This is a genomic window from Shewanella chilikensis (assembly GCF_037953065.1).
In the GTDB taxonomy this organism is placed as follows: Bacteria; Pseudomonadota; Gammaproteobacteria; order Enterobacterales; family Shewanellaceae; genus Shewanella; species Shewanella chilikensis.
Genome location: NZ_CP149966.1, coordinates 2,973,290 through 2,991,802, shown reverse-complemented (window position 1 = coordinate 2,991,802; position 18,513 = coordinate 2,973,290). Strand labels below are relative to the sequence as shown.

Below are 18,513 nucleotides of genomic sequence, written 5' to 3'. Positions count from 1 at the left end.
ACTTTGGTTACAAGACCCAGCGGGAACTGGGTCAGCGGTCAAAAGTCGGGGGTGAGCGGTTACCTAGGTCGCCGAGCGGTTGTTAGCTTGTGCTTTACTGGTAACCAAACAGCTGCTTCAGTGGCTTGAGAAAGCGCCTCGATACCGGGATCTTGGCGCCGCTGCGGGTGGTGACTTCGGCGCCTGTCTCCAGCAGTTCTATCTCGGCAATGGCCTTTGGGGCCACCAGATATTGGCGATGGCATCTGAGCAGCGGGGTTTTTTCTTCCAGCAGTTTCAGCGTTAACTGGGTATGAACCTTTTCTCTGGCAGTCGCCACATGCACCCCGCCGAGATCGCTGAAGACAAACTCTACCTCGGCGACCGGGATCACCTTGAGACGGTTACCGCTGAAACAGGGTAGGTGTTCCAGTTGTTGCGGTGCTATGGCCGACAGCGACTGAGGTTTGAGATCCCGGCGCAGCTTATCCAGGGTCTGACTGAGGCGCTTCTCATCCAAGGGTTTGAGTAGATAGTCGAAGGCATGGTTATCGAAGGCCTTGACGGCAAATTCATCGTAGGCGGTAACAAACACCACTCTGGGCATATTGTCGGGATCCAGCATGGCGATAAGTTCCATGCCGCTGATCCTTGGCATTTGAATATCCAGGAACAACAACTGAGGCTTGAGCTTGGCTATCGCCTGCATGGCCTCTATGGCGTTGCCACATTGGCCGAGAATTTCAATGTCGCCGGCCTGAAGCAGTAGCTCGGCCAACTCCTCACGGGCAAAAGGTTCGTCATCGACAATAAGACAAGTGATCACAGGGCTGTTTCCGTTATGGGTAAATGTATGCTGACTCTAGTGTAACTGTCGCTCTGGCACTCGACACTGACGCCATAATCTGGGCCGAAGAGATTCTGTATTCTTTTGTGCACCAGGTTCATCCCCAGGCCATCGGATTCTTCGGCGGGTTGATAAAGGCCGGCATTGTCCGTAACTTCCAGTATGAGTCTGTCATCTGTGCGGCGGCCTTCTACCCGAATACGGCCAGTGTCTATCAGATGCGAAGTGCCGTGTTTGACTGCATTTTCTATGATGGGCTGCAGGGTAAAGGCCGGCACTCTAATGGTCAGCAGAGATTGGGGTATGGCGATATCCACCTCGAGCTTATCAATGAAACGGGCCTTTTCTATGGTGAGATAGGCTTCGATATGCTCCAACTCATCTCCCAGAGTCACCAGGCCAGCAGTACGCTTGAGATTAATCCGCAAAAACTGACTCAGCTGTTGCAACAAGGTTCTGGCCATGGGCGGATCGCGACGTATGATAGCGCCTATGGTATTAAGCGCGTTGAACAGAAAATGTGGGTTAACCTGAGCCTGCAACAGTTTGAGTTCCGCCTGGGTCAGCAGGTTTTGTTGCTGCTCGAAACGGCCGTAGAGAATTTGGTTCGACAGCAGACGGGCGATCCCTTCCCCCAAGGTGCGGTTGATGTTGAGAAACAGCTTGTTCTTGGGTTCATACAGCTTGATGGTGCCTATGACCTCATTGTCGCTACGAAGTGGGATCACCAAACTGGAACCCAGTTTACAGTTGGGGGAAATGGAACAGGCATAGGGAACTTCCACTCCATCGGCAAACATCACCTTGTTCTGGTGTATGGCATCCAGGGTTATTTGGGACGATATCAAGGTGCCGGGCAAGTGGTGATCGGCTCCTATACCGATAAAGGCCAAGAGTTTTTCCCTGTCAGTGATGGCCACTGCGCCGACATTGGTTTCCTCTATGACTATCTTGGCAACCTGAGTACTGGTTTCCTCGTTGAAGCCGGAGCTCAAGAGCCCCACGCTGCGCTCGGCAATTTTCAGCGCCTTGGTGGAAAAGCTGGATGAGAGCTTATCGAACATGGTTTTTTGATCCCGTACCATGCTCATAAACAGGGCCGCACCTATGGAGTTGACCAGCAACATGGGCGGAGCTATTTGACGCACCAGTCCCCAAGCTTCATCAAAGGGCTCAGCCAGCAACAAGATAATGCTCATCTGCATCATCTCGGCATAAAAGGTAATAAGGCACACCAGGATTGGATTGAACACCAACTCGGCCTTGCCCTGACGGCGCAGATAATAACTGATCATCCCGGCAGATAAACCTTCCAAGGTAGTGGAAACCGCGCAGGCCAGATCGGTGAACCCACCCAAGCTATACCTGTGTAAACCTCCTGTCAGGCCGACCAGCAAACCTGTTGTCGGGCCACCGAGCAGGCCACCGAGCACTGCACCCATGGCGCGGGTATTGGCGATGGCGCCATGGGTCTGCTCACCGAAATAGGTTGCCATGATGCAAAAGCCGGAAAATACCAGATAGAGAAAGATCTTATGGGGCAGGCGGGTCGATGCTTCGGTAAACAGCTTGAACAAAGGGGTCTTGCTGACCAGATAAACGATCACCAAATACAGGCTCATCTGCTGTGTCAGCAATAGAATAAGGGACATGACAACTCCTCTTGCACAAGCAAACAACCGCCATAATGACAAACAAGTTGCGCTAAATCAGGGAATACTGCAGCAAAATCCGTTAAAAATCGGCTGCGACTCATTGTTTTGTGGAGGATACATGAATTCGTCGGTACATGGCCATCAGGTGTTGCAGTTGTTGCTGGAACAAGCCTCTCCCATTAAGCGGGACAAGCTCAAGGCATTGATGCAGGAGCGTTTCGGTAAAGACGCCTGTTATCATACCTGCAGCGCCGAGGGAATGGACGCAGAGGCTTTGCTCAACTTTCTGGCCGCCAAGGGCAAATTTATCGAATCATCTCAGGGGCTGAGCACCCTTGAGAGTAAAATTTGTCGTCACTGAGTTTCATTTGTCTGATCTCTGGCAATCATTTCAGCTTGGGCTTTGTCGCTCAGACTGTGAAAATCACGAATGAAGATCCGCAGCAGTTTGGACTTGGCAATACCCGTCTTGCGGGCAATACCGTCCAGCTGACTAATGCTGGCTTCAGTCAGGGTAAAAGTGGCATGGCGATAGAGACGGGTTGATTTTTTATCCAGTCCCGTTCGAGATTTGGCCACAGAGCCACCGCCCAAGCGGCTGGGTTTCCCATGGGCGTAGTTATTGGCATCTTCGATGAAATCGTCGACAGAGACCTTTTTGGCCTTGGGTTTGATCTTGTGACGTTTGAGATCAGTTAAGCTCATAAGAGTTTTCCGGCGGAATGGCTAACAGCTCGTCGGCAATATTGCGTATCTCCTCGGCGGCTTTTCCATCGGGCTCAATTTCGATGACCGAGGAGCCTTTTTCTTCGCTGTCATCATAGATATTGCGGCTAAAAGTGACCGAGTCCAGCGCCCTCAGACCGAACGATTTTACTACATCTTTTGCTTCCAGAATGCGTTTGAACTGTGAAGGCAGCGCCGGACATTGAGTCAACACTATTGTCGCCACCATCTTGGGGTTGACCATCTTACAGGTGCTGAGCATATCTTCCATATGGGGCAAGGTTTTTAAATCACGCCGCTTGGGTCTTAAAGGGATCACCACATAACTGGCAACCGACATGGCGGCTCGCATCGCCAGGTTATCCTGGCCGCCGCAGTCGACTATTACATAGTCGAAGCGTTCATCCAGGCTCAGGAGATCGTTACGGATCTTGCCGTAGAGCTGAATACAGTTGATTGCAGGCAGGGAAGGGTCATTGTTGCGGGCCTGGATCCAGTCGGATGTGGTGCGCTGGGGGTCACAGTCGACCATTAACACGTTGGCCCGATATTTCTGGGTAATGTGTACAGCCAGATTTTGGGCCAGACAGCTCTTGCCACTGCCCCCTTTCTCTCCGCCTACGAGCAGTATCATGGATTTTCTCCCCGTGTCCTTGGTACTTAAGTTGATGTAAAGTATAGAACACCCCGGATACTACGTCGGGGATCTAGATAAGTTGCATGGCGATGTGAAAACGCTTTGGGTTGATCTCGCTGCAACGGCACACCTGTCCCTTGATGGTATTTTGTGAATCCGTTCCTGCATGGAAGGTTACAGATAGCAGTTCTCCCAAGGTAAAGGGTTGATGGTACTCAAACAAAATCCCCCGTCTGGACAGATCAATACAGATGCCATCGTCATTGAGTTCATCACCCGCTTTATTTATCCAATGAAGCCTGATCCGCTCCGCCTCCAGATCGACCCGCAGTGATCTGCGTCTTTCGATAAAGTCATCCAGATTTTCATCCATGGCAGTCCCCTTAAGTTCAATGGATAGTAGGCCGTTATCCCATATTTCTTAGGTTTGAGTCTCTCGAGGCTATGGATGCGGTAACGGCTCTGGGTATGTGTCCTGATAACCCTGATTTACCGTATTTGTACCGCACATTTTCATTATTGCTGTGAGAATCAAATCCTATGTGAAATGGGGTAAGTGTTTTAAAAATAGCATAGATTTGTCGGTAGCTAGGGTCAGTTCTAAAGAGCTGATAAAAAAGAACCCGGCGTCTGCCGGGTTCCAGTTAATTGTCATACTCTTGATTCTTGGGGTAGGGCATCTTCAATTGCCCCCAGCGGATCACTATCACAGTTGCTGCAAGCACCAAGGTTGAGATTGAGATGGCGACTATGCGCCAATCTTCCATCGATTTCATGTCCAGGATAAGATAACGGGCCAAAGCCACTATTGCGATATAGAGCGGCATACGTACAGGTAACTTGCCGGATTCGGCATAATTGGCCACCATGGCCAGCACTTCCAAGTAGATAAACAGCAGCAGCAGATCGGCAAGGGCCACAGCGCCCATTTTGAAGATATGCACTATCTCCTGGCCAATGGCGACGACTGTGGCAATGGCAATAACAAACAAGACCAGATGTTCGACGGCTTTAAGGCTCTTAGAGCCGTATTGGCGATACAGTTCCATGAAAACTCCCTGAAATCATTTCCTAAATAGTATCAGTAAATTTCCTGCTCGCCGCGAAATCTGTGTGATAGCTTTCACAGAACCTTTAACCGGGGCGGCCATCCAACCTAGCTCGGCAAAGAATAGGCGCGTAAACTACTATAAAAGTGGTAAATGCCAATAGCCAGCAGAGAATCGCGCCTATTAGTAAGATTTGGCTTAGCTGAGGCACAATGGCTGCCGCGACCCTCAAGGCTGCAGCCAGTAACATCAAGCCAAAGGCGGGGATCATAGGCCAGGCAATCTGCAGTGGCCTGCCGGAATGCCCCAGAGATACCCTCGCCATCATAGCCAAGATCATTCCTCCCATACCGCCAACGGTCAGGGCATGAAACCCCAACATCATCTGGCCGCTGACACCAATAATCAGCAGTCCGATCGGAATACACAGGTAACTTAAATGCAGTGACCACAGCAGCGGTACCTTGAGGCTGGCGTGCCAGCCCCAGCGTGCCCAGCGCAACAACAGTACTGTGCCTGCCAGTAAGGCCAATGTTTGTGTCAACCAGGAATAGGGTAAAAACAAGCTGATCAGCATGAGAATCAAAGAGGCGAAGCTGAGAGCTTCAAGTACAGGGCTTGGTGCCCCGCGCTTGAAATCTGTGGCGCGTTCGGTAAAGAAGGGGATTACCCTGCCGCCAAGTAGAGCCACCAGAATAATGATCAACAGCGCCGCGGCCTGCAATGCCTTTTGTGCCAACCCTGGCTGTTCAAGGCCAAGATAAGAGAGGAGGTTGGCACAAAAGAGCAACAGCAGCAGGGGGACAAACACCAGGTTGCGCCACTGTTTTACCCTGAAGACAGCTAACCCCAGTATTATTGCCGTGACCGGAAAAAATGCCAGATCCAATAGCATTACTAAAGTAAAAGGGGCTATGCCGGCATAGAGCAAGAGTAGTCTGGGAGCCAGCCATAGACACCAGAGCAGCAGTAAAGGCCAGCCTCTTATGCCCGGGATCCCTGTCCAGTTTTGAACTGCTGTTAACAAAAAGCCTGCGATAACAGCGCCGGTGAAACCGAACAGCATTTCGTGTCCATGCCACCACAGGGGATTGGCGTGGGGAATCAGTTGGACTTGACCACTGAGTAAGGCTCCCCAAAGCAAGAGCGACAACAAGCCGAACAGGCTGGCACCGAGAAAAAAAGGCCTGAAACCCAAACGAAAAAGCGCCAGCGGAAACTGCTTGTTGGCCGGTTCGTCAATGTTGAGGATCCCTCCCCGGGTGTTGCGAGTGCCGGATTTACTCATAGTCTTGCCTCAAATACCCAAACAAAATACTCGGGTATTTTAAGGTGCAATATAAATGCATGTAAATATATCCAAAGAGTTATCTGTTTGAAGGGTAGGGGGGAAGATACTCATCCTTGGTTATTTCGGCTTAGCTCATTCAAAGCCTTATTGATTTAATCCTGTTTGATTCAATCTGATTACTCGAACGGATTGAAGTCCGCTCTATCTTCTTGGTATTCAGGCATAAAAAAACCGCCACTCGGCGGTTTTTAAATAAATTCAGTACTTTAGCGTGTTGTTTCAATGTTTGCTCAAGTACTTGTCTGATAACTTACTTCAGAGCGTCGCTCAACAGGGGACGGAAGCGTTTGACCAGCAGGCTGGTGGCTTTAGGTGCGCCGGCAACGATATGGCCGGAGAGCAGGTAGTTGTGGCCACCACTGAAGTCGGTAACTGTACCACCGGCTTCACGAACAATCAGATCGCCGGCGGCGATATCCCAAGGCTTGAGGCCCAGTTCGAAGAAGGCGTCTACACGACCGGCGGCTACATAAGCCAGATCCAGTGCGGCAGAGCCGGCGCGGCGTAAGTCGGCACTCAGAGAGAAAGCTTCGCCAAACAGCTTCATATAAGTTTCGGTGTGCTGACGAGCCTTGAAAGGGAATCCTGTGGCAACCAGGCTTCCACCCAGATCGTTGACATTGTTTACTCGCAGACGGAAATCATTCAGCTTGGCCCCTTTACCGCGGACGGCGCTGAATAGTTCATCGCGAACGGGATCATAGACAACGGCAACTTCAGTTTTGCCCTTGTACTGCATGGCGATAGAGACGGCGAAGTGAGGTACACCATTAACAAAGTTATTGGTGCCGTCCAGAGGATCAACAATCCACAGATAATCTTGGTTGGTGCCGCGGTTTTCGCCATTTTCCTCACCCACTATACTGTGGTCTGGATAGGACTTGCGGATCTGATAGATAATTGCTGCTTCTGCTTCCTTGTCTACACTGGTCACAAAATCGTTGACACCTTTGGCATCGACCTCAATACGGTCGAGTTCGGTGTAGGCACGCATAATAGTTTGGCCTGCAGCGCGAGCAGCGCGCACGGCAATAGTCAGCATCGGATGCATTGCAATCCCCTGGATGTTAAAGAACGGACAAAAATTCGGCGCAGATTATATCCTAGTTGACGCTGATATCAAATGGCGATTTTTCTATAAGCAAAAAAATATGCCTGTGGTACCATCCGCCTCCTGATTTTTTTATTTTTGAAGTTGTTCCATGCTCTCCAATATTCGTGTCGTCCTGGTAGGTACCACGCATCCCGGCAATATAGGTTCTGTGGCCAGGGCCATGAAAACCATGGGATTATCCAACCTTTATCTGGCGGAGCCCAAAGTTGAACCAGACGGTCAGTCCATTGCGCTTGCCGCCGGCGCCTCTGATATTCTCAAGCATCTGGTCAAGGTCGACAGCCTGGAAGAGGCAATTAAAGACTGTAGTCTGGTGATTGCCACCAGTGCCCGCAGCCGCACACTCGACTGGCCCGTGCTTGAACCCCGTGAAGCGGGCAGCAAATTGGCGCTTGAAAGTTGCCAGGGGCCTGTTGCTATTGTCTTTGGCCGTGAAAGCCATGGCTTAAGCAACGAAGAGTTGCAAAAATGCCACTATCATGTGTGTATCCCTGCCAACCCGGAATACAGCTCACTCAATCTGGCTCAGGCTGTGCAGCTTATCTGTTATGAAACACGGGTGGCATGGCTGGAGAAACATCAACAAGTCGAGCAGGAACTGGCCGAGTATCCCAGCAGTGAAGATCATGAGCGTTTCTTTGAACATTTGGAACGGACACTGCAAAAAACCGGCTTTATTATCAAGAATCATCCGGGACAGGTGATGATTAAGCTGAGGCGCCTGTTTACCCGGGCCAGAATCGAAACGCAGGAGATGAACATACTGCGCGGGATCCTGACATCGGTAGAAAAAAAGGTCGACAGTAAAGAAGAGTAATCCGAGGAATCAAGATGGGTGTGATAGCCAGACTGAAAGAGGACATAGGATCCATTTATCACAGGGATCCTGCCGCGCGGGGCACATTGGAGATATTGCTCAACTATCCGGGAATGCAGGCTATTTGGCTGCACCGTATCAGCCATAAACTGTGGAAGGCCAATTGGTGTTTTCTGGCGCGTTGTCTGTCCACTTTTTCCCGTTGGCTCACAGGGGTGGAAATACACCCGGGGGCAACCATAGGTAGGCGGTTTTTTATTGACCATGGCATGGGAGTCGTGATTGGCGAAACGGCCGAGATTGGTGATGACTGCACTCTTTATCACGGGGTGACACTGGGGGGCACCACCTGGCAAGCCGGCAAACGCCATCCGACCTTGGGCAATAACGTGGTCATAGGTGCCGGAGCTAAGGTGCTGGGCCCCATTACCATGCATGATGGGGCTCGGGTTGGTTCCAACTCTGTGGTGGTTAAAGACGTGCCCAAGGACACTACCGTTGTGGGTATTCCTGGCCGAGCTGTGACAGTCGCATCGGCTCAATCCAAGGAAACCAGTGAGCGCCGCAGTGCCATGGCCAAGAAATACGGTTTCGATGCTTACGCCGTTTCTCCCGATAATCCAGACCCTGTTGCCAATGCCATAGGCCAGATGTTGGATCATATGCATTTGATGGATTCCAAAGTACAGGAAGTTTGTCATGCGGTTCAGAAAATGGGCGGCAGTGTCTGCACTGAACGTCTGCCTGAGTTGGATGTGGGCGAGTTCAGTGATGCTGAAACTGCTGCGGCACAAAAGCGGCAACAGTCAATGGATGAGTTTGATCCCATTATCTGATACTCGATGACCATTTTATCGGCTTTTGCCATTGAATAATCGTGGCGAAAAAGGTTAAATACCCCACCAAGCAGACAGGGTATTCAACCTGATTTATGAACCACAATACCCGAGTAAACAAGTAGGATTTATACTTGACTAAATTGCTCGGGTATGTTGAAATTCCCACATACCTGTTTGGGAGCCGTGGTCGTTTTATGAAACTTACATCTAAGGGTCGCTACGCAGTGACAGCCATGCTGGACGTGGCCATACATTCGGCGCAGGGGCCGGTACCGCTGGCAGATATTTCAGAGCGCCAGGGGATTTCCCTTTCTTACCTAGAACAACTCTTTGCCAAACTGAGAAAGCAGGGCTTGGTCGCCAGTGTGCGCGGTCCCGGTGGCGGTTATCGCCTCGGATTGGAAGCCAATGACATCTCGGTGGGCATGGTGGTACATGCGGTAGATGAATCTGTCGATGCCACCCGCTGTCAAGGCCAGGGGAATTGCCAGAGCGGCACCCGCTGTCTGACGCATTCGCTCTGGGGTGACCTGAGCAAACAGATTTCTGACTTTTTAAATGGCATCAGCCTTGCTGCACTGATGCAGAAACGGGATGTGCAGTTTATCTCGGTAAAGCAAGACAAGATGCAGCAGGAGCAGAGAGTCAGCGCTTGAGCTGATCCTCTGTTGGATATAAAAACGAATAATGTACGTTGTATGTAGCCTCGGCCGAGACTGCGAAGTACGGAGTGTGTAATGAAGCTTCCTATCTATTTGGATTATGCCGCAACAACGCCTGTAGACCCCCGGGTTGCAGACAAAATGGTACAGTACATGACAATGGACGGTGTATTCGGTAACCCCGCATCCCGTTCACACCGCTACGGCTGGCAGGCCGAAGAAGCGGTGGATATCGCCCGTAACCAGGTCGCGGAGCTGATCAATGCTGATCCCCGTGAAATTGTGTTCACCTCAGGCGCTACCGAATCTGACAACCTGGCTATCAAAGGTGTTGCCCACTTCTACCAGAAGAAGGGTAAGCACATCATCACCAGCAAGACAGAGCACAAGGCCGTACTGGATACCTGCCGTCAGCTGGAACGTGAAGGTTTCGAGGTCACTTACCTGGAGCCTGCGGCCAACGGTATTATTCCTATGGAGCGCCTGGAAGCGGCCATGCGCGACGACACCATTCTTGTCAGCATCATGCATGTTAACAACGAGATTGGCGTGATCCACGATATCGATGCCATCGGCGAGCTGTGCCGCAGCAAAGGCATCATCTTCCATGTGGATGCAGCCCAGAGTGCCGGTAAGCTGCCTATCGATATTCAAAAGACCAAGGTCGACCTCATGTCTATCTCGGGTCACAAGATGTATGGCCCCAAAGGCATAGGCGCCCTGTATGTACGCCGTAAGCCTCGTATTCGTCTGGAAGCCCAGATGCACGGCGGTGGTCATGAGCGTGGTATGCGCAGCGGCACCCTGGCGACTCACCAAATTGTGGGTATGGGCGAAGCGGCGGCCATTGCCAAAGCCGATATGGAAAAAGATAACGAACGTATTCGCTATCTGCGCGACAAGTTGTGGAACGGTATCAAAGATATCGAAGAAACCTATCTCAATGGTGATATGGATCAGCGTGCTTGCGGCAGCTTGAACGTCAGCTTTAACTATGTGGAAGGCGAGTCGCTGATGATGGCGCTCAAGGACCTGGCCGTATCTTCCGGCTCTGCCTGTACTTCTGCCAGTCTTGAGCCCAGCTATGTGTTGCGTGCCCTGGGACTGAACGACGAAATGGCGCACAGCTCAATCCGTTTCTCCATAGGTCGTTTCACTTCTGAAGAAGAGATAGATTACGCAATCGAAACCATTAGAAACTCTATTGGCAAACTGAGAGAAATGTCACCACTTTGGGAAATGTTCAAAGATGGTGTAGACCTCAACCAGGTGCAGTGGGCACACCACTGATCCCCGCGGATAGATGAATTTGGAGCAGTATCATGGCTTACAGTGAAAAAGTGATAGATCATTACGAGAACCCGCGTAACGTAGGTTCTTTCGACAAGAACGACCCATCCGTAGTAACCGGTATGGTGGGTGCGCCCGCCTGTGGTGACGTGATGAAACTGCAGCTCAAGATTGACGACCAGGGCATCATTGAAGACGCTCGCTTCAAGACTTACGGTTGTGGCAGCGCCATCGCATCAAGCTCTTTGGTGACCGAATGGGTTAAAGGCAAATCCATTGAGGAAGCGGCCGCCATCAAGAACACGGATATTGCAGAAGAGTTGGCTCTGCCACCTGTGAAGATCCACTGTTCGATTCTGGCCGAAGACGCCATCAAGGCGGCTCTGGAAGAGTACAAGTCCAAGCAAGATAAATAACGCCAGGAGTTAAGATGGCTATTACTATGACGCCTGCCGCCGCCGAGCGTGTCCGTGCCTTCCTGAGCAACAGAGGAAAAGGTATAGGTTTGCGTTTGGGGCTTAAAACTTCAGGCTGCAGCGGGATGGCTTACGTTCTGGAATTTGTCGACGAACTCAATGAAGATGATGAGGTATACAACATAGATGGTGTCAACATCATCATAGATGCCAAGAGCTTCATCTATCTTCAAGGGATCGAGCTGGACTTTGTCAAGGAAGGACTCAACGAAGGCTTTAAATTCAATAACCCTAACGCCAAAGGTGAGTGCGGTTGCGGTGAGAGCTTCACGGTTTGAGTTCCACCGCCGCCTTGAGAGTATATGAATTATTTCGAGCTGTTTGATTTAACTCCCTCCTTTGATGTGGACACCGCCGAGCTGGCCAGTCGCTACCGCGAGCTGCAGCGGGCGGTGCATCCCGACAAATTTGCCAACGCCAGTGAACAGCAAAAGCTGTTGGCCATTTCCCGCACTGCCCAGATCAACGATGCCTTTCAGACCCTGAAAGACCCTATCCGTAGAGCCGAACATATGTTGGCGCTCAAAGGTGTGGATATCAGTCACGAAACCACCACGGTTAAAGACACCGCCTTTTTGATGCAGCAGATGGAATGGCGTGAAGCGCTGGAGGAAATAGGCCAGAGCGGCGATGCCCAGAGCGATATCGATGAGCTAGATGCTTCATTCGCGGCTTATCGTAAGCAAGAGACAGAGCTGCTGCGCAACCAACTTCACAGTTCCAAAGAGGCCGATGCAATAGCCGCGGCAGATCAAGTCCGTAAGTTGAAGTTTATGGCAAAATTGCAGGATGAACTGCAGCGGGCCCAGGATGCGCTGTTCGACTGAATTCGCTTTCGGCCTTAAAGCATATTCCTACAGTTGGCTCAATTTCTGATTGAGCCAACTTTTTAAACACAAGATGGAAGACTATGGCACTTTTGCAGATTGCTGAACCCGGCCAAATGGCCGCTCCTCACCAACACAGATTAGCCGCCGGGATAGATTTGGGGACCACCAACTCCCTGGTTGCTGCGGTTCGCAGCGGCGAGACCAGTACACTGGCCGACGAGCAAGGTCGGCATTCATTGCCATCTGTGGTGCACTATGGCGAGCAGGGCGTCCGAGTAGGTCACGATGCCCTGGCCGATTCGGCCAAGGATCCTGAAAACACCATAGTGTCGGTGAAGCGCTTCATGGGCCGTTCTTTGGCCGATGTACAAAGCGGTGCGCAAGCTTTCCCCTATCAGTTTGAGGCCAGTGAAAACGGCCTGCCATTGTTTGTTACCCGCGCAGGTAAAATGAATCCGGTTCAGGTGTCTGCCGAGGTTTTGCGCCCCCTGATTGCCCGCGCCGAGTCCACTCTGGGTGGCCCATTGGAAGGCGTGGTTATCACAGTGCCAGCTTATTTTGATGATGCCCAGCGTCAGGGAACCAAAGATGCGGCAGCCTTGCTTGGTATCAAGGTGTTACGCCTGCTCAATGAGCCAACGGCGGCCGCCATCGCCTATGGCCTGGACTCGGGTCAGGAAGGCGTCATTGCCGTCTATGACTTGGGCGGCGGCACCTTTGATATCTCTATTTTGCGTCTCAACCGCGGCGTGTTTGAGGTACTTGCAACCGGTGGCGATTCCCGCCTGGGTGGTGATGACTTTGATGAACTGCTGCAAGGCTTACTGCGTGAACGCATGGCGCTGGAGTCGCTTTCCAGCCAGGAAGCGCGGCAGTTGCTGATGGAAGCCCGGCGGGTAAAAGAGGCGTTGACCGATAGCGACAGCACTATTGCTAAGCTGACACTGCAAGACGGCACTGAGCGTGAAGCCGAAGTGAGTCGCAGTGAGTTTGACCAGTTGATAAACACACTGGTGAAGAAAACCATTCAAGGTTGCCGCAAGGCTTTGCGCGACGCCGGAGTGGATGCTGACGAGGTGCTGGAAACTGTGATGGTTGGTGGCTCTACCCGTGTGCCTCTGGTGCGGGAAATGGTCGGCGAATTCTTTGGCAAGGCGCCGCTGACATCGATTGACCCGGATCGCGTGGTTGCCATAGGTGCAGCGGTACAGGCCGATATTTTGGTGGGTAACAAGCCTGACTCGGATCTTTTGCTGCTGGATGTGATCCCACTGTCGCTCGGCATTGAAACCATGGGCGGTTTGGTGGAGAAGGTGATCCCGCGCAATACCACAATTCCGGTGGCCAGAGCCCAGGAATTCACCACCTTCAAAGACGGTCAGAGCGCCATGGCGTTTCATGTGGTGCAAGGTGAACGTGAGCTGGTCGCCGATTGCCGCTCTCTGGCGCGCTTTACCCTTAAGGGCATTCCACCATTGGCCGCTGGTGCCGCGCATATTCGGGTGACCTTCCAGGTCGATGCCGATGGCTTGCTCAGTGTCACTGCCATGGAGAAGTCGACCGGGGTGCAATCCAGCATCCAGGTTAAACCTTCCTTCGGCCTGAGTGATACTGAAATTGCCGGAATGCTCAAAGATTCGATGCAGAACGCCAAAGAGGATATTGAGCTGAGAATGCTCACCGAGCAGCGAGTGGAGGCAGCCAGAGTACTGGAATCGCTGCACTCGGCACTGGCGAAAGATGGCGATTTGCTTAGCCAGGAGGAACGCGTTTTGGTTGACCGCGCCATGGCTGACTTGAATGAAACTGCTGCCAATGGCGATGTTGATGCCATCAAGGCGGCGATAGAAGCGGTGGATGCGCAGACCCAGGAGTTTGCCGCCAGACGCATGGACAATTCGATTCGGACCGCGCTGAAGGGTCAGTCGGTCGATAACATATAGGTGAGACTATGCCACAGATAGTATTTTTGCCCCATGAAGAACTGTGTCCAGAAGGCGCCGTGGTGGAGGCAGAGGTGGGTGAATCCATTTTGGATGTCGCGCTGAAAAACGGCATCAACATAGAACATGCCTGCGAGAAATCCTGTGCTTGTACCACCTGCCACGTGATAGTGCGTGAAGGCTTCGATGATCTCGAGCCCAGCGATGATCTGGAAGACGACATGCTGGACAAGGCCTGGGGCCTGGAGCCAGAGAGCCGTCTGTCTTGTCAGGCCAAGGTGGTTGAAACCGATATGGTGGTGGAAATCCCCAAATACACAGTCAACATGGTCAGTGAAGGCTAGGGAAGGTTAGAACAGGTCCTTGTGGCCTTCTCTTTTGTAGAGAGTGGCTTGCACAGTAATGGGCGTTCAAGGCACCTTCCCTAAGTGCTGACATCGTTTGAAAACCGGCCTCAAGAGGCCGGTTTTTTATTGCTATGCTTGGCATGCAGAGATTGATTTCCAACACGGCAGGCGTATGATGCGCTGTCTTTTTCACTCTTCGGGATACTGACCGGGATGCAGATTGCAATTTTGTCACAGAACAAAACCTTATATTCCACACGCCGTTTGGTGGAGGCCGCCCAAGAACGGGGTTATCAGGTGCAGGTGATCAATCCACTGGAATGCTACATGAATATCAGCATGCAGCAGTCCAGTATCCATATCGGGGGCGTTGAGTTGCCGCCCTTCGATGCGGTGATCCCGAGAATAGGCGCCGGCATTACCTTCTACGGCACGGCTGTGGTGCGTCAGTTCGAAATGATGGCTACCTATACACTCAATAGCTCCATGGGGATCTCTCGCTCGAGGGATAAACTGCGCTCCATGCAGTTACTGTCCCGCAAAGGCATAGGACTGCCAGTGACAGGTTTTGCCAATAAGCCCAGCGATATTCCGGATCTTATCGACATGGTCGGTGGTGCTCCCTTAGTGATTAAACTTTTGGAAGGTACTCAAGGTATAGGTGTGGTACTGGCCGAAACCCGTAAGGCGGCCGAGAGTGTGATTGAGGCCTTTATGGGTCTTAAGGCCAACATCATGGTGCAGGAATATATCAAGGAGGCTCAAGGAGCCGATATCCGCTGTTTTGTACTCGGTGACAAGGTGATTGCTGCGATGAAGCGCCAGGCTCTGCCGGGAGAGTTTCGCTCCAACTTGCACCGGGGCGGCACGGCAACCTTGGTAAAGTTGTCTCCGGAGGAGCGTTCAATCGCGGTGCGTGCCGCCAAAACCATGGGGTTGAATGTCGCCGGTGTCGATATTTTGCGCTCCAACCATGGGCCTGTGGTGATGGAGGTCAATTCTTCACCCGGGTTAGAGGGTATTGAAGCCGCTACCGGCAAAGATGTTGCCGGCGCCATCATAGAGTTTATTGCCAAGCAGAAGCGCAAGAGTAAGGCGCCCAGTGAAGCCTGATTTCGCTAATGGAAAAGTGTTAATCAATGCTATAAAGCCTTCTTCTGCGGCGCTATACTCAAAGTCAATTCTTATCTGATGCAGGAGTAACTATGGGACTCAAGTGGATAGATTCATTGGACTTGGCTTTGGAGCTGCTGGAAGCACATCCCGATGTGGATCCGCAGCAACTGCATTTCCCTGAGCTTTACGAGTGGATATTGGCGTTGGAAGCCTTCGATGATGATCCCAAACACTGCAGCGAGAAAATCCTCGAAGCCGTGCAGCAATGTTGGATAGAAGAAAAGTAGCGTTCGCTGGCTGAAAGCTGATTCCGGTCAAATTATCACCACCAGGAGTCAACTATATTTATTCGGTTAATAAATTGTTGAACCCAGATTTTCCGGAGGTGAGTCATGACACGTATTTTCGCCTGTAGTTTTGGATTATTTGCCCCGGCCGTGCTTGCGCATTCAGGACACGGTGGCATAGGTTTTTTTCATCATTTACCGCCGTTTATGCCTTTGTTGCTGTTGCTTATTTGTCTCGGTCTCGGCTATTTGTGGCTCAAGCATAGGCACTGAACCGAGAATTACCTGGCTTGTATCATAGCTTTTACTGAAGGGCTTATCAGATAAGATTAGGATTTGACGCGATTATTTCGTATAATCCGCGCGAATTTTTAAACTCGCTGATTAAGGAATCTAGTCATGGCGATCGAACGTACTTTTTCTATCATTAAGCCTGATGCGGTAGCCAAGAACCACATAGGTGCTATCTACAACCGTTTTGAAACTGCCGGCCTGAAAATTGTTGCCGCCAAAATGGTTCACCTGACCAAAGAACAAGCCGAAGGTTTCTACGCTGAGCACAGCGAGCGTCCTTTCTTTGGTGCTCTGGTTTCTTTCATGACTTCTGGTCCTATCATGGTTCAAGTTCTGGAAGGTGAAAACGCCGTTCTGGCTAACCGCGAAATCATGGGTGCTACCAACCCAGCAGAAGCTGCCCGTGGTACTCTGCGCGCTGACTTTGCTGACAGCATCGATGAGAACGCTGTTCACGGTTCTGACGCCCTGGCTTCAGCCGAGCGTGAAATCGCTTATTTCTTTGCTGCCGATGAGCTGTGTCCTCGCACTCGTTAATTAACAGCAAATAGACAAAAGGGAGCCAATTGGCTCCCTTTTTGTTTGATTTTTGTATGAATTGAAAATGCGACCTATATCGCATTTTTTATTAAAAGCGTCGTTCTAACAACAGGTTAAAAAATAATCTTTGTAACGGATTTGTATCGATACAAAATGATACGAATTCACGGAACCCGGCATGGAACCTGTAAAATCATCATTAGATCTTAATTGATAAGATGCTTGTGTTTTACAAATTAAACCAGGTATAAACATATTGTTATCATTTAAGTGATTGATAATATTGCTGTTATTGGTATGTTTCTCGTTTGGGGGGCTGAGTATTACATAGAATAAGAACACGGTGTTCCCTCCCTGCCACCGTGCTTTGTAAAAGGAATGAGAATATGTCAACGCAGACTGCCGTCGCTAAGGCTATCCGCTTTAGTCTGTTTGCTTTTGTTTCCACATCAATCCCTACAATGGCTTACGCTGCCGATGAGGCTCAAGCCACTGAACAAGTCGAACGTATTGAAGTCACGGGTTCCCGTATTAAACGCACCGATATGGAGAATGCTTCCCCCATCGTGGTAATGAGCGCTGCTGATATTGAAAAAGGTGGCTTCAACTCGGTTCAGGATGTGCTGGGTAACCTGTCACAAAACTCAGGTGGTTCCATGACCCAGCAGGAAGTCCATGGTTTTACTCCTGCGGCATCATCGGTCAACCTGCGTGGCGTGGGGGCCGGTCGGGTATTGACCCTAATCAACGGTAAGCGGGTGCCTAAGTATCCTTTTGGTGCCGGTGGTACAGACAGCTTTGTGGATACGGCCAATATCCCACTGGGCGCGATTGAGCGTATCGAAATCCTGACTACGGGTGCTTCGGCGATTTATGGCTCAGATGCCATGGGTGGGGTTATTAACATCATTCTTAAGAAAGATGTTGAACAGACCACCTTCAAGTATCGTTTCTCCGATACGGATGAAGGTGGCCTGCGGAACAACCAGTTCTCCTTTATGACAGGTGTCAGCAGTGACACGGCCAACCTGACTTTCTTTGCCGAATATGAAGACAGAACGGCGCTGAAAGGAACAGATCGCCCAGAGTGGGGCACAGATATTGTCGACGGTCAGCCATACTCGGGTTACAGCTCCTATGGCGCCAACCTGGTGCAGGATCTTGGCAACAACAAAACTGAACTGGAAAAGACCTTGTCACCGGCCGAGTGTGAGGCCCGTGGTTATGTGGTGATGGAAAATGGTCGCTGTGGTTTCGACCGCTCCAAGCAGCGGGATTTCCTGCCGGAGCAGAAGCGTTACTCCACCATGATCAACCTCACCAAGGAGCTGAATGCGGATCATCAGCTGTATTCCCGCATCGATTACACCCACTCCTCGACTTTTACCGAGATTGAGTCTGCGACAGTGGGCAATGACTTCATGTTCAATGTAGCCGGCGACAGTGTAACCATTGCCAATAAAGACAAGGGTATGTCCCAGACCTTCAAAAAGGACACCGCATTCGGCGGTGACTTTGCCAATGCTGCAGATGGCGATTACTTCTACACCCGCCGTATGAGTGAGCTGGGGCCACGTACCTCTGACTTTGAAACCAATAACTTCTCTTTCATCATAGGTGCCAAAGGCTTTTTGACCGACAGTATCGAGTATGATACTTCCTGGTCTATTGCGCGTCAGACAGTGGAATCCCGCAGCTCAGGCTAGCCGACTCA

Annotated in this window: 22 protein-coding genes; 14 read left to right on the top strand and 8 right to left on the bottom strand. The window is 51.1% G+C overall.

Annotation, left to right across the window (positions count from 1 at the left end; translation table 11 throughout):
- Positions 1-94: 94 nt before the first annotated feature.
- Positions 95-805, bottom strand: a complete 711-nt coding sequence (gene btsR / locus WKR14_RS13545) for a two-component system response regulator BtsR (RefSeq protein ID WP_101057124.1) — start codon at positions 803-805, stop codon at positions 95-97.
- On the bottom strand, positions 802-2,478 hold the full coding sequence (locus WKR14_RS13540; protein ID WP_101057126.1) for a sensor histidine kinase: 1,677 nt from the start codon (positions 2,476-2,478) through the stop codon (positions 802-804). Before WKR14_RS13540 ends, btsR begins: the two co-directional genes overlap by 4 nt.
- 121 nt (positions 2,479-2,599) lie before the next feature.
- On the opposite strand from WKR14_RS13540, the gene WKR14_RS13535 reads away from it, so the two are divergent.
- Positions 2,600-2,842, top strand: a complete 243-nt coding sequence (locus WKR14_RS13535) for a YecH family metal-binding protein (protein ID WP_101057128.1) — start codon at positions 2,600-2,602, stop codon at positions 2,840-2,842.
- Here WKR14_RS13535 and WKR14_RS13530 read toward each other — a convergent pair.
- From WKR14_RS13530 to suhB, 6 genes are all read right to left on the bottom strand, one after another.
- Positions 2,836-3,186, bottom strand: coding sequence for a replication protein RepA (locus WKR14_RS13530; protein WP_224866365.1), 351 nt, complete (start codon positions 3,184-3,186; stop codon positions 2,836-2,838). The two genes, WKR14_RS13535 and WKR14_RS13530, sit on opposite strands and share 7 nt — an antisense overlap.
- Positions 3,173-3,841 (bottom strand): AAA family ATPase, encoded by a 669-nt coding sequence (locus tag WKR14_RS13525; RefSeq protein ID WP_101057132.1) that lies wholly within the window; start codon positions 3,839-3,841, stop codon positions 3,173-3,175. The genes WKR14_RS13530 and WKR14_RS13525 overlap by 14 nt, the downstream gene beginning before the upstream one ends.
- Positions 3,842-3,914: 73 nt before the next feature.
- Positions 3,915-4,217 carry a PilZ domain-containing protein gene (locus tag WKR14_RS13520; protein ID WP_101057135.1) on the bottom strand — a complete coding sequence of 101 codons (303 nt, stop codon included), beginning with the start codon at positions 4,215-4,217 and terminating at the stop codon, positions 3,915-3,917.
- Positions 4,218-4,488: 271 nt separating this feature from the next.
- Positions 4,489-4,893: a phosphate-starvation-inducible protein PsiE gene (locus tag WKR14_RS13515; RefSeq protein ID WP_039033836.1), complete on the bottom strand. Its 405-nt coding sequence runs from the start codon at positions 4,891-4,893 to the stop codon at positions 4,489-4,491.
- Positions 4,894-4,978: 85 nt separating this feature from the next.
- Positions 4,979-6,145, bottom strand: a complete 1,167-nt coding sequence (locus WKR14_RS13510) for an NnrS family protein (protein WP_339087753.1) — start codon at positions 6,143-6,145, stop codon at positions 4,979-4,981.
- A gap of 349 nt (positions 6,146-6,494) precedes the next feature.
- Positions 6,495-7,295 (bottom strand): inositol-1-monophosphatase, encoded by an 801-nt coding sequence (suhB, locus tag WKR14_RS13505; protein ID WP_039033837.1) that lies wholly within the window; start codon positions 7,293-7,295, stop codon positions 6,495-6,497.
- A 151-nt stretch (positions 7,296-7,446) separates the two neighbouring features.
- Here suhB and trmJ point away from each other — a divergent pair, with 151 nt between their 5' ends.
- The 13 genes from trmJ to WKR14_RS13440 all read left to right on the top strand — a co-directional run bounded on the left by trmJ (position 7,447) and on the right by WKR14_RS13440 (position 18,505).
- Positions 7,447-8,175, top strand: a complete 729-nt coding sequence (gene trmJ / locus WKR14_RS13500; RefSeq protein WP_101057136.1) for a tRNA (cytosine(32)/uridine(32)-2'-O)-methyltransferase TrmJ — start codon at positions 7,447-7,449, stop codon at positions 8,173-8,175.
- A gap of 14 nt (positions 8,176-8,189) precedes the next feature.
- Positions 8,190-9,011, top strand: coding sequence for a serine O-acetyltransferase (gene cysE / locus WKR14_RS13495; RefSeq protein WP_165565315.1), 822 nt, complete (start codon positions 8,190-8,192; stop codon positions 9,009-9,011).
- A gap of 197 nt (positions 9,012-9,208) precedes the next feature.
- The gene (gene iscR / locus WKR14_RS13490; RefSeq protein WP_025011489.1) at positions 9,209-9,670 is read left to right on the top strand and encodes a Fe-S cluster assembly transcriptional regulator IscR; all 462 of its coding nucleotides are present in this window, start codon (positions 9,209-9,211) and stop codon (positions 9,668-9,670) included.
- 81 nt (positions 9,671-9,751) lie between these two features.
- A complete protein-coding gene (locus tag WKR14_RS13485) occupies positions 9,752-10,966 on the top strand; it encodes an IscS subfamily cysteine desulfurase (RefSeq protein ID WP_101057140.1) in 1,215 nt (404 codons plus the stop codon).
- Positions 10,967-10,998: 32 nt separating this feature from the next.
- Positions 10,999-11,382: a Fe-S cluster assembly scaffold IscU gene (gene iscU / locus WKR14_RS13480; protein WP_101057142.1), complete on the top strand. Its 384-nt coding sequence runs from the start codon at positions 10,999-11,001 to the stop codon at positions 11,380-11,382.
- Between the two features lie 14 nt (positions 11,383-11,396).
- The gene (gene iscA / locus WKR14_RS13475; RefSeq protein WP_025011492.1) at positions 11,397-11,720 is read left to right on the top strand and encodes an iron-sulfur cluster assembly protein IscA; all 324 of its coding nucleotides are present in this window, start codon (positions 11,397-11,399) and stop codon (positions 11,718-11,720) included.
- A gap of 24 nt (positions 11,721-11,744) precedes the next feature.
- Positions 11,745-12,269 (top strand): co-chaperone HscB, encoded by a 525-nt coding sequence (hscB, locus tag WKR14_RS13470; protein WP_101057144.1) that lies wholly within the window; start codon positions 11,745-11,747, stop codon positions 12,267-12,269.
- Positions 12,270-12,352: 83 nt separating this feature from the next.
- A complete protein-coding gene (gene hscA, locus WKR14_RS13465; protein WP_101057146.1) occupies positions 12,353-14,215 on the top strand; it encodes a Fe-S protein assembly chaperone HscA in 1,863 nt (620 codons plus the stop codon).
- A gap of 8 nt (positions 14,216-14,223) precedes the next feature.
- Positions 14,224-14,559: an ISC system 2Fe-2S type ferredoxin gene (fdx, locus tag WKR14_RS13460; protein ID WP_039033844.1), complete on the top strand. Its 336-nt coding sequence runs from the start codon at positions 14,224-14,226 to the stop codon at positions 14,557-14,559.
- Positions 14,560-14,775: 216 nt separating this feature from the next.
- Positions 14,776-15,675 (top strand): 30S ribosomal protein S6--L-glutamate ligase, encoded by a 900-nt coding sequence (gene rimK, locus WKR14_RS13455; RefSeq protein ID WP_165565310.1) that lies wholly within the window; start codon positions 14,776-14,778, stop codon positions 15,673-15,675.
- 92 nt (positions 15,676-15,767) lie between these two features.
- Positions 15,768-15,965, top strand: coding sequence for a Fe-S cluster assembly protein IscX (gene iscX / locus WKR14_RS13450; RefSeq protein ID WP_100142340.1), 198 nt, complete (start codon positions 15,768-15,770; stop codon positions 15,963-15,965).
- Between the two features lie 399 nt (positions 15,966-16,364).
- Entirely contained in the window at positions 16,365-16,796 is a 432-nt protein-coding gene (gene ndk, locus WKR14_RS13445) for a nucleoside-diphosphate kinase (protein ID WP_025011497.1), read from the top strand.
- A gap of 389 nt (positions 16,797-17,185) precedes the next feature.
- Positions 17,186-18,505 (top strand): TonB-dependent receptor plug domain-containing protein, encoded by a 1,320-nt coding sequence (locus WKR14_RS13440; RefSeq protein ID WP_339086478.1) that lies wholly within the window; start codon positions 17,186-17,188, stop codon positions 18,503-18,505.
- Positions 18,506-18,513 lie beyond the last annotated feature (8 nt).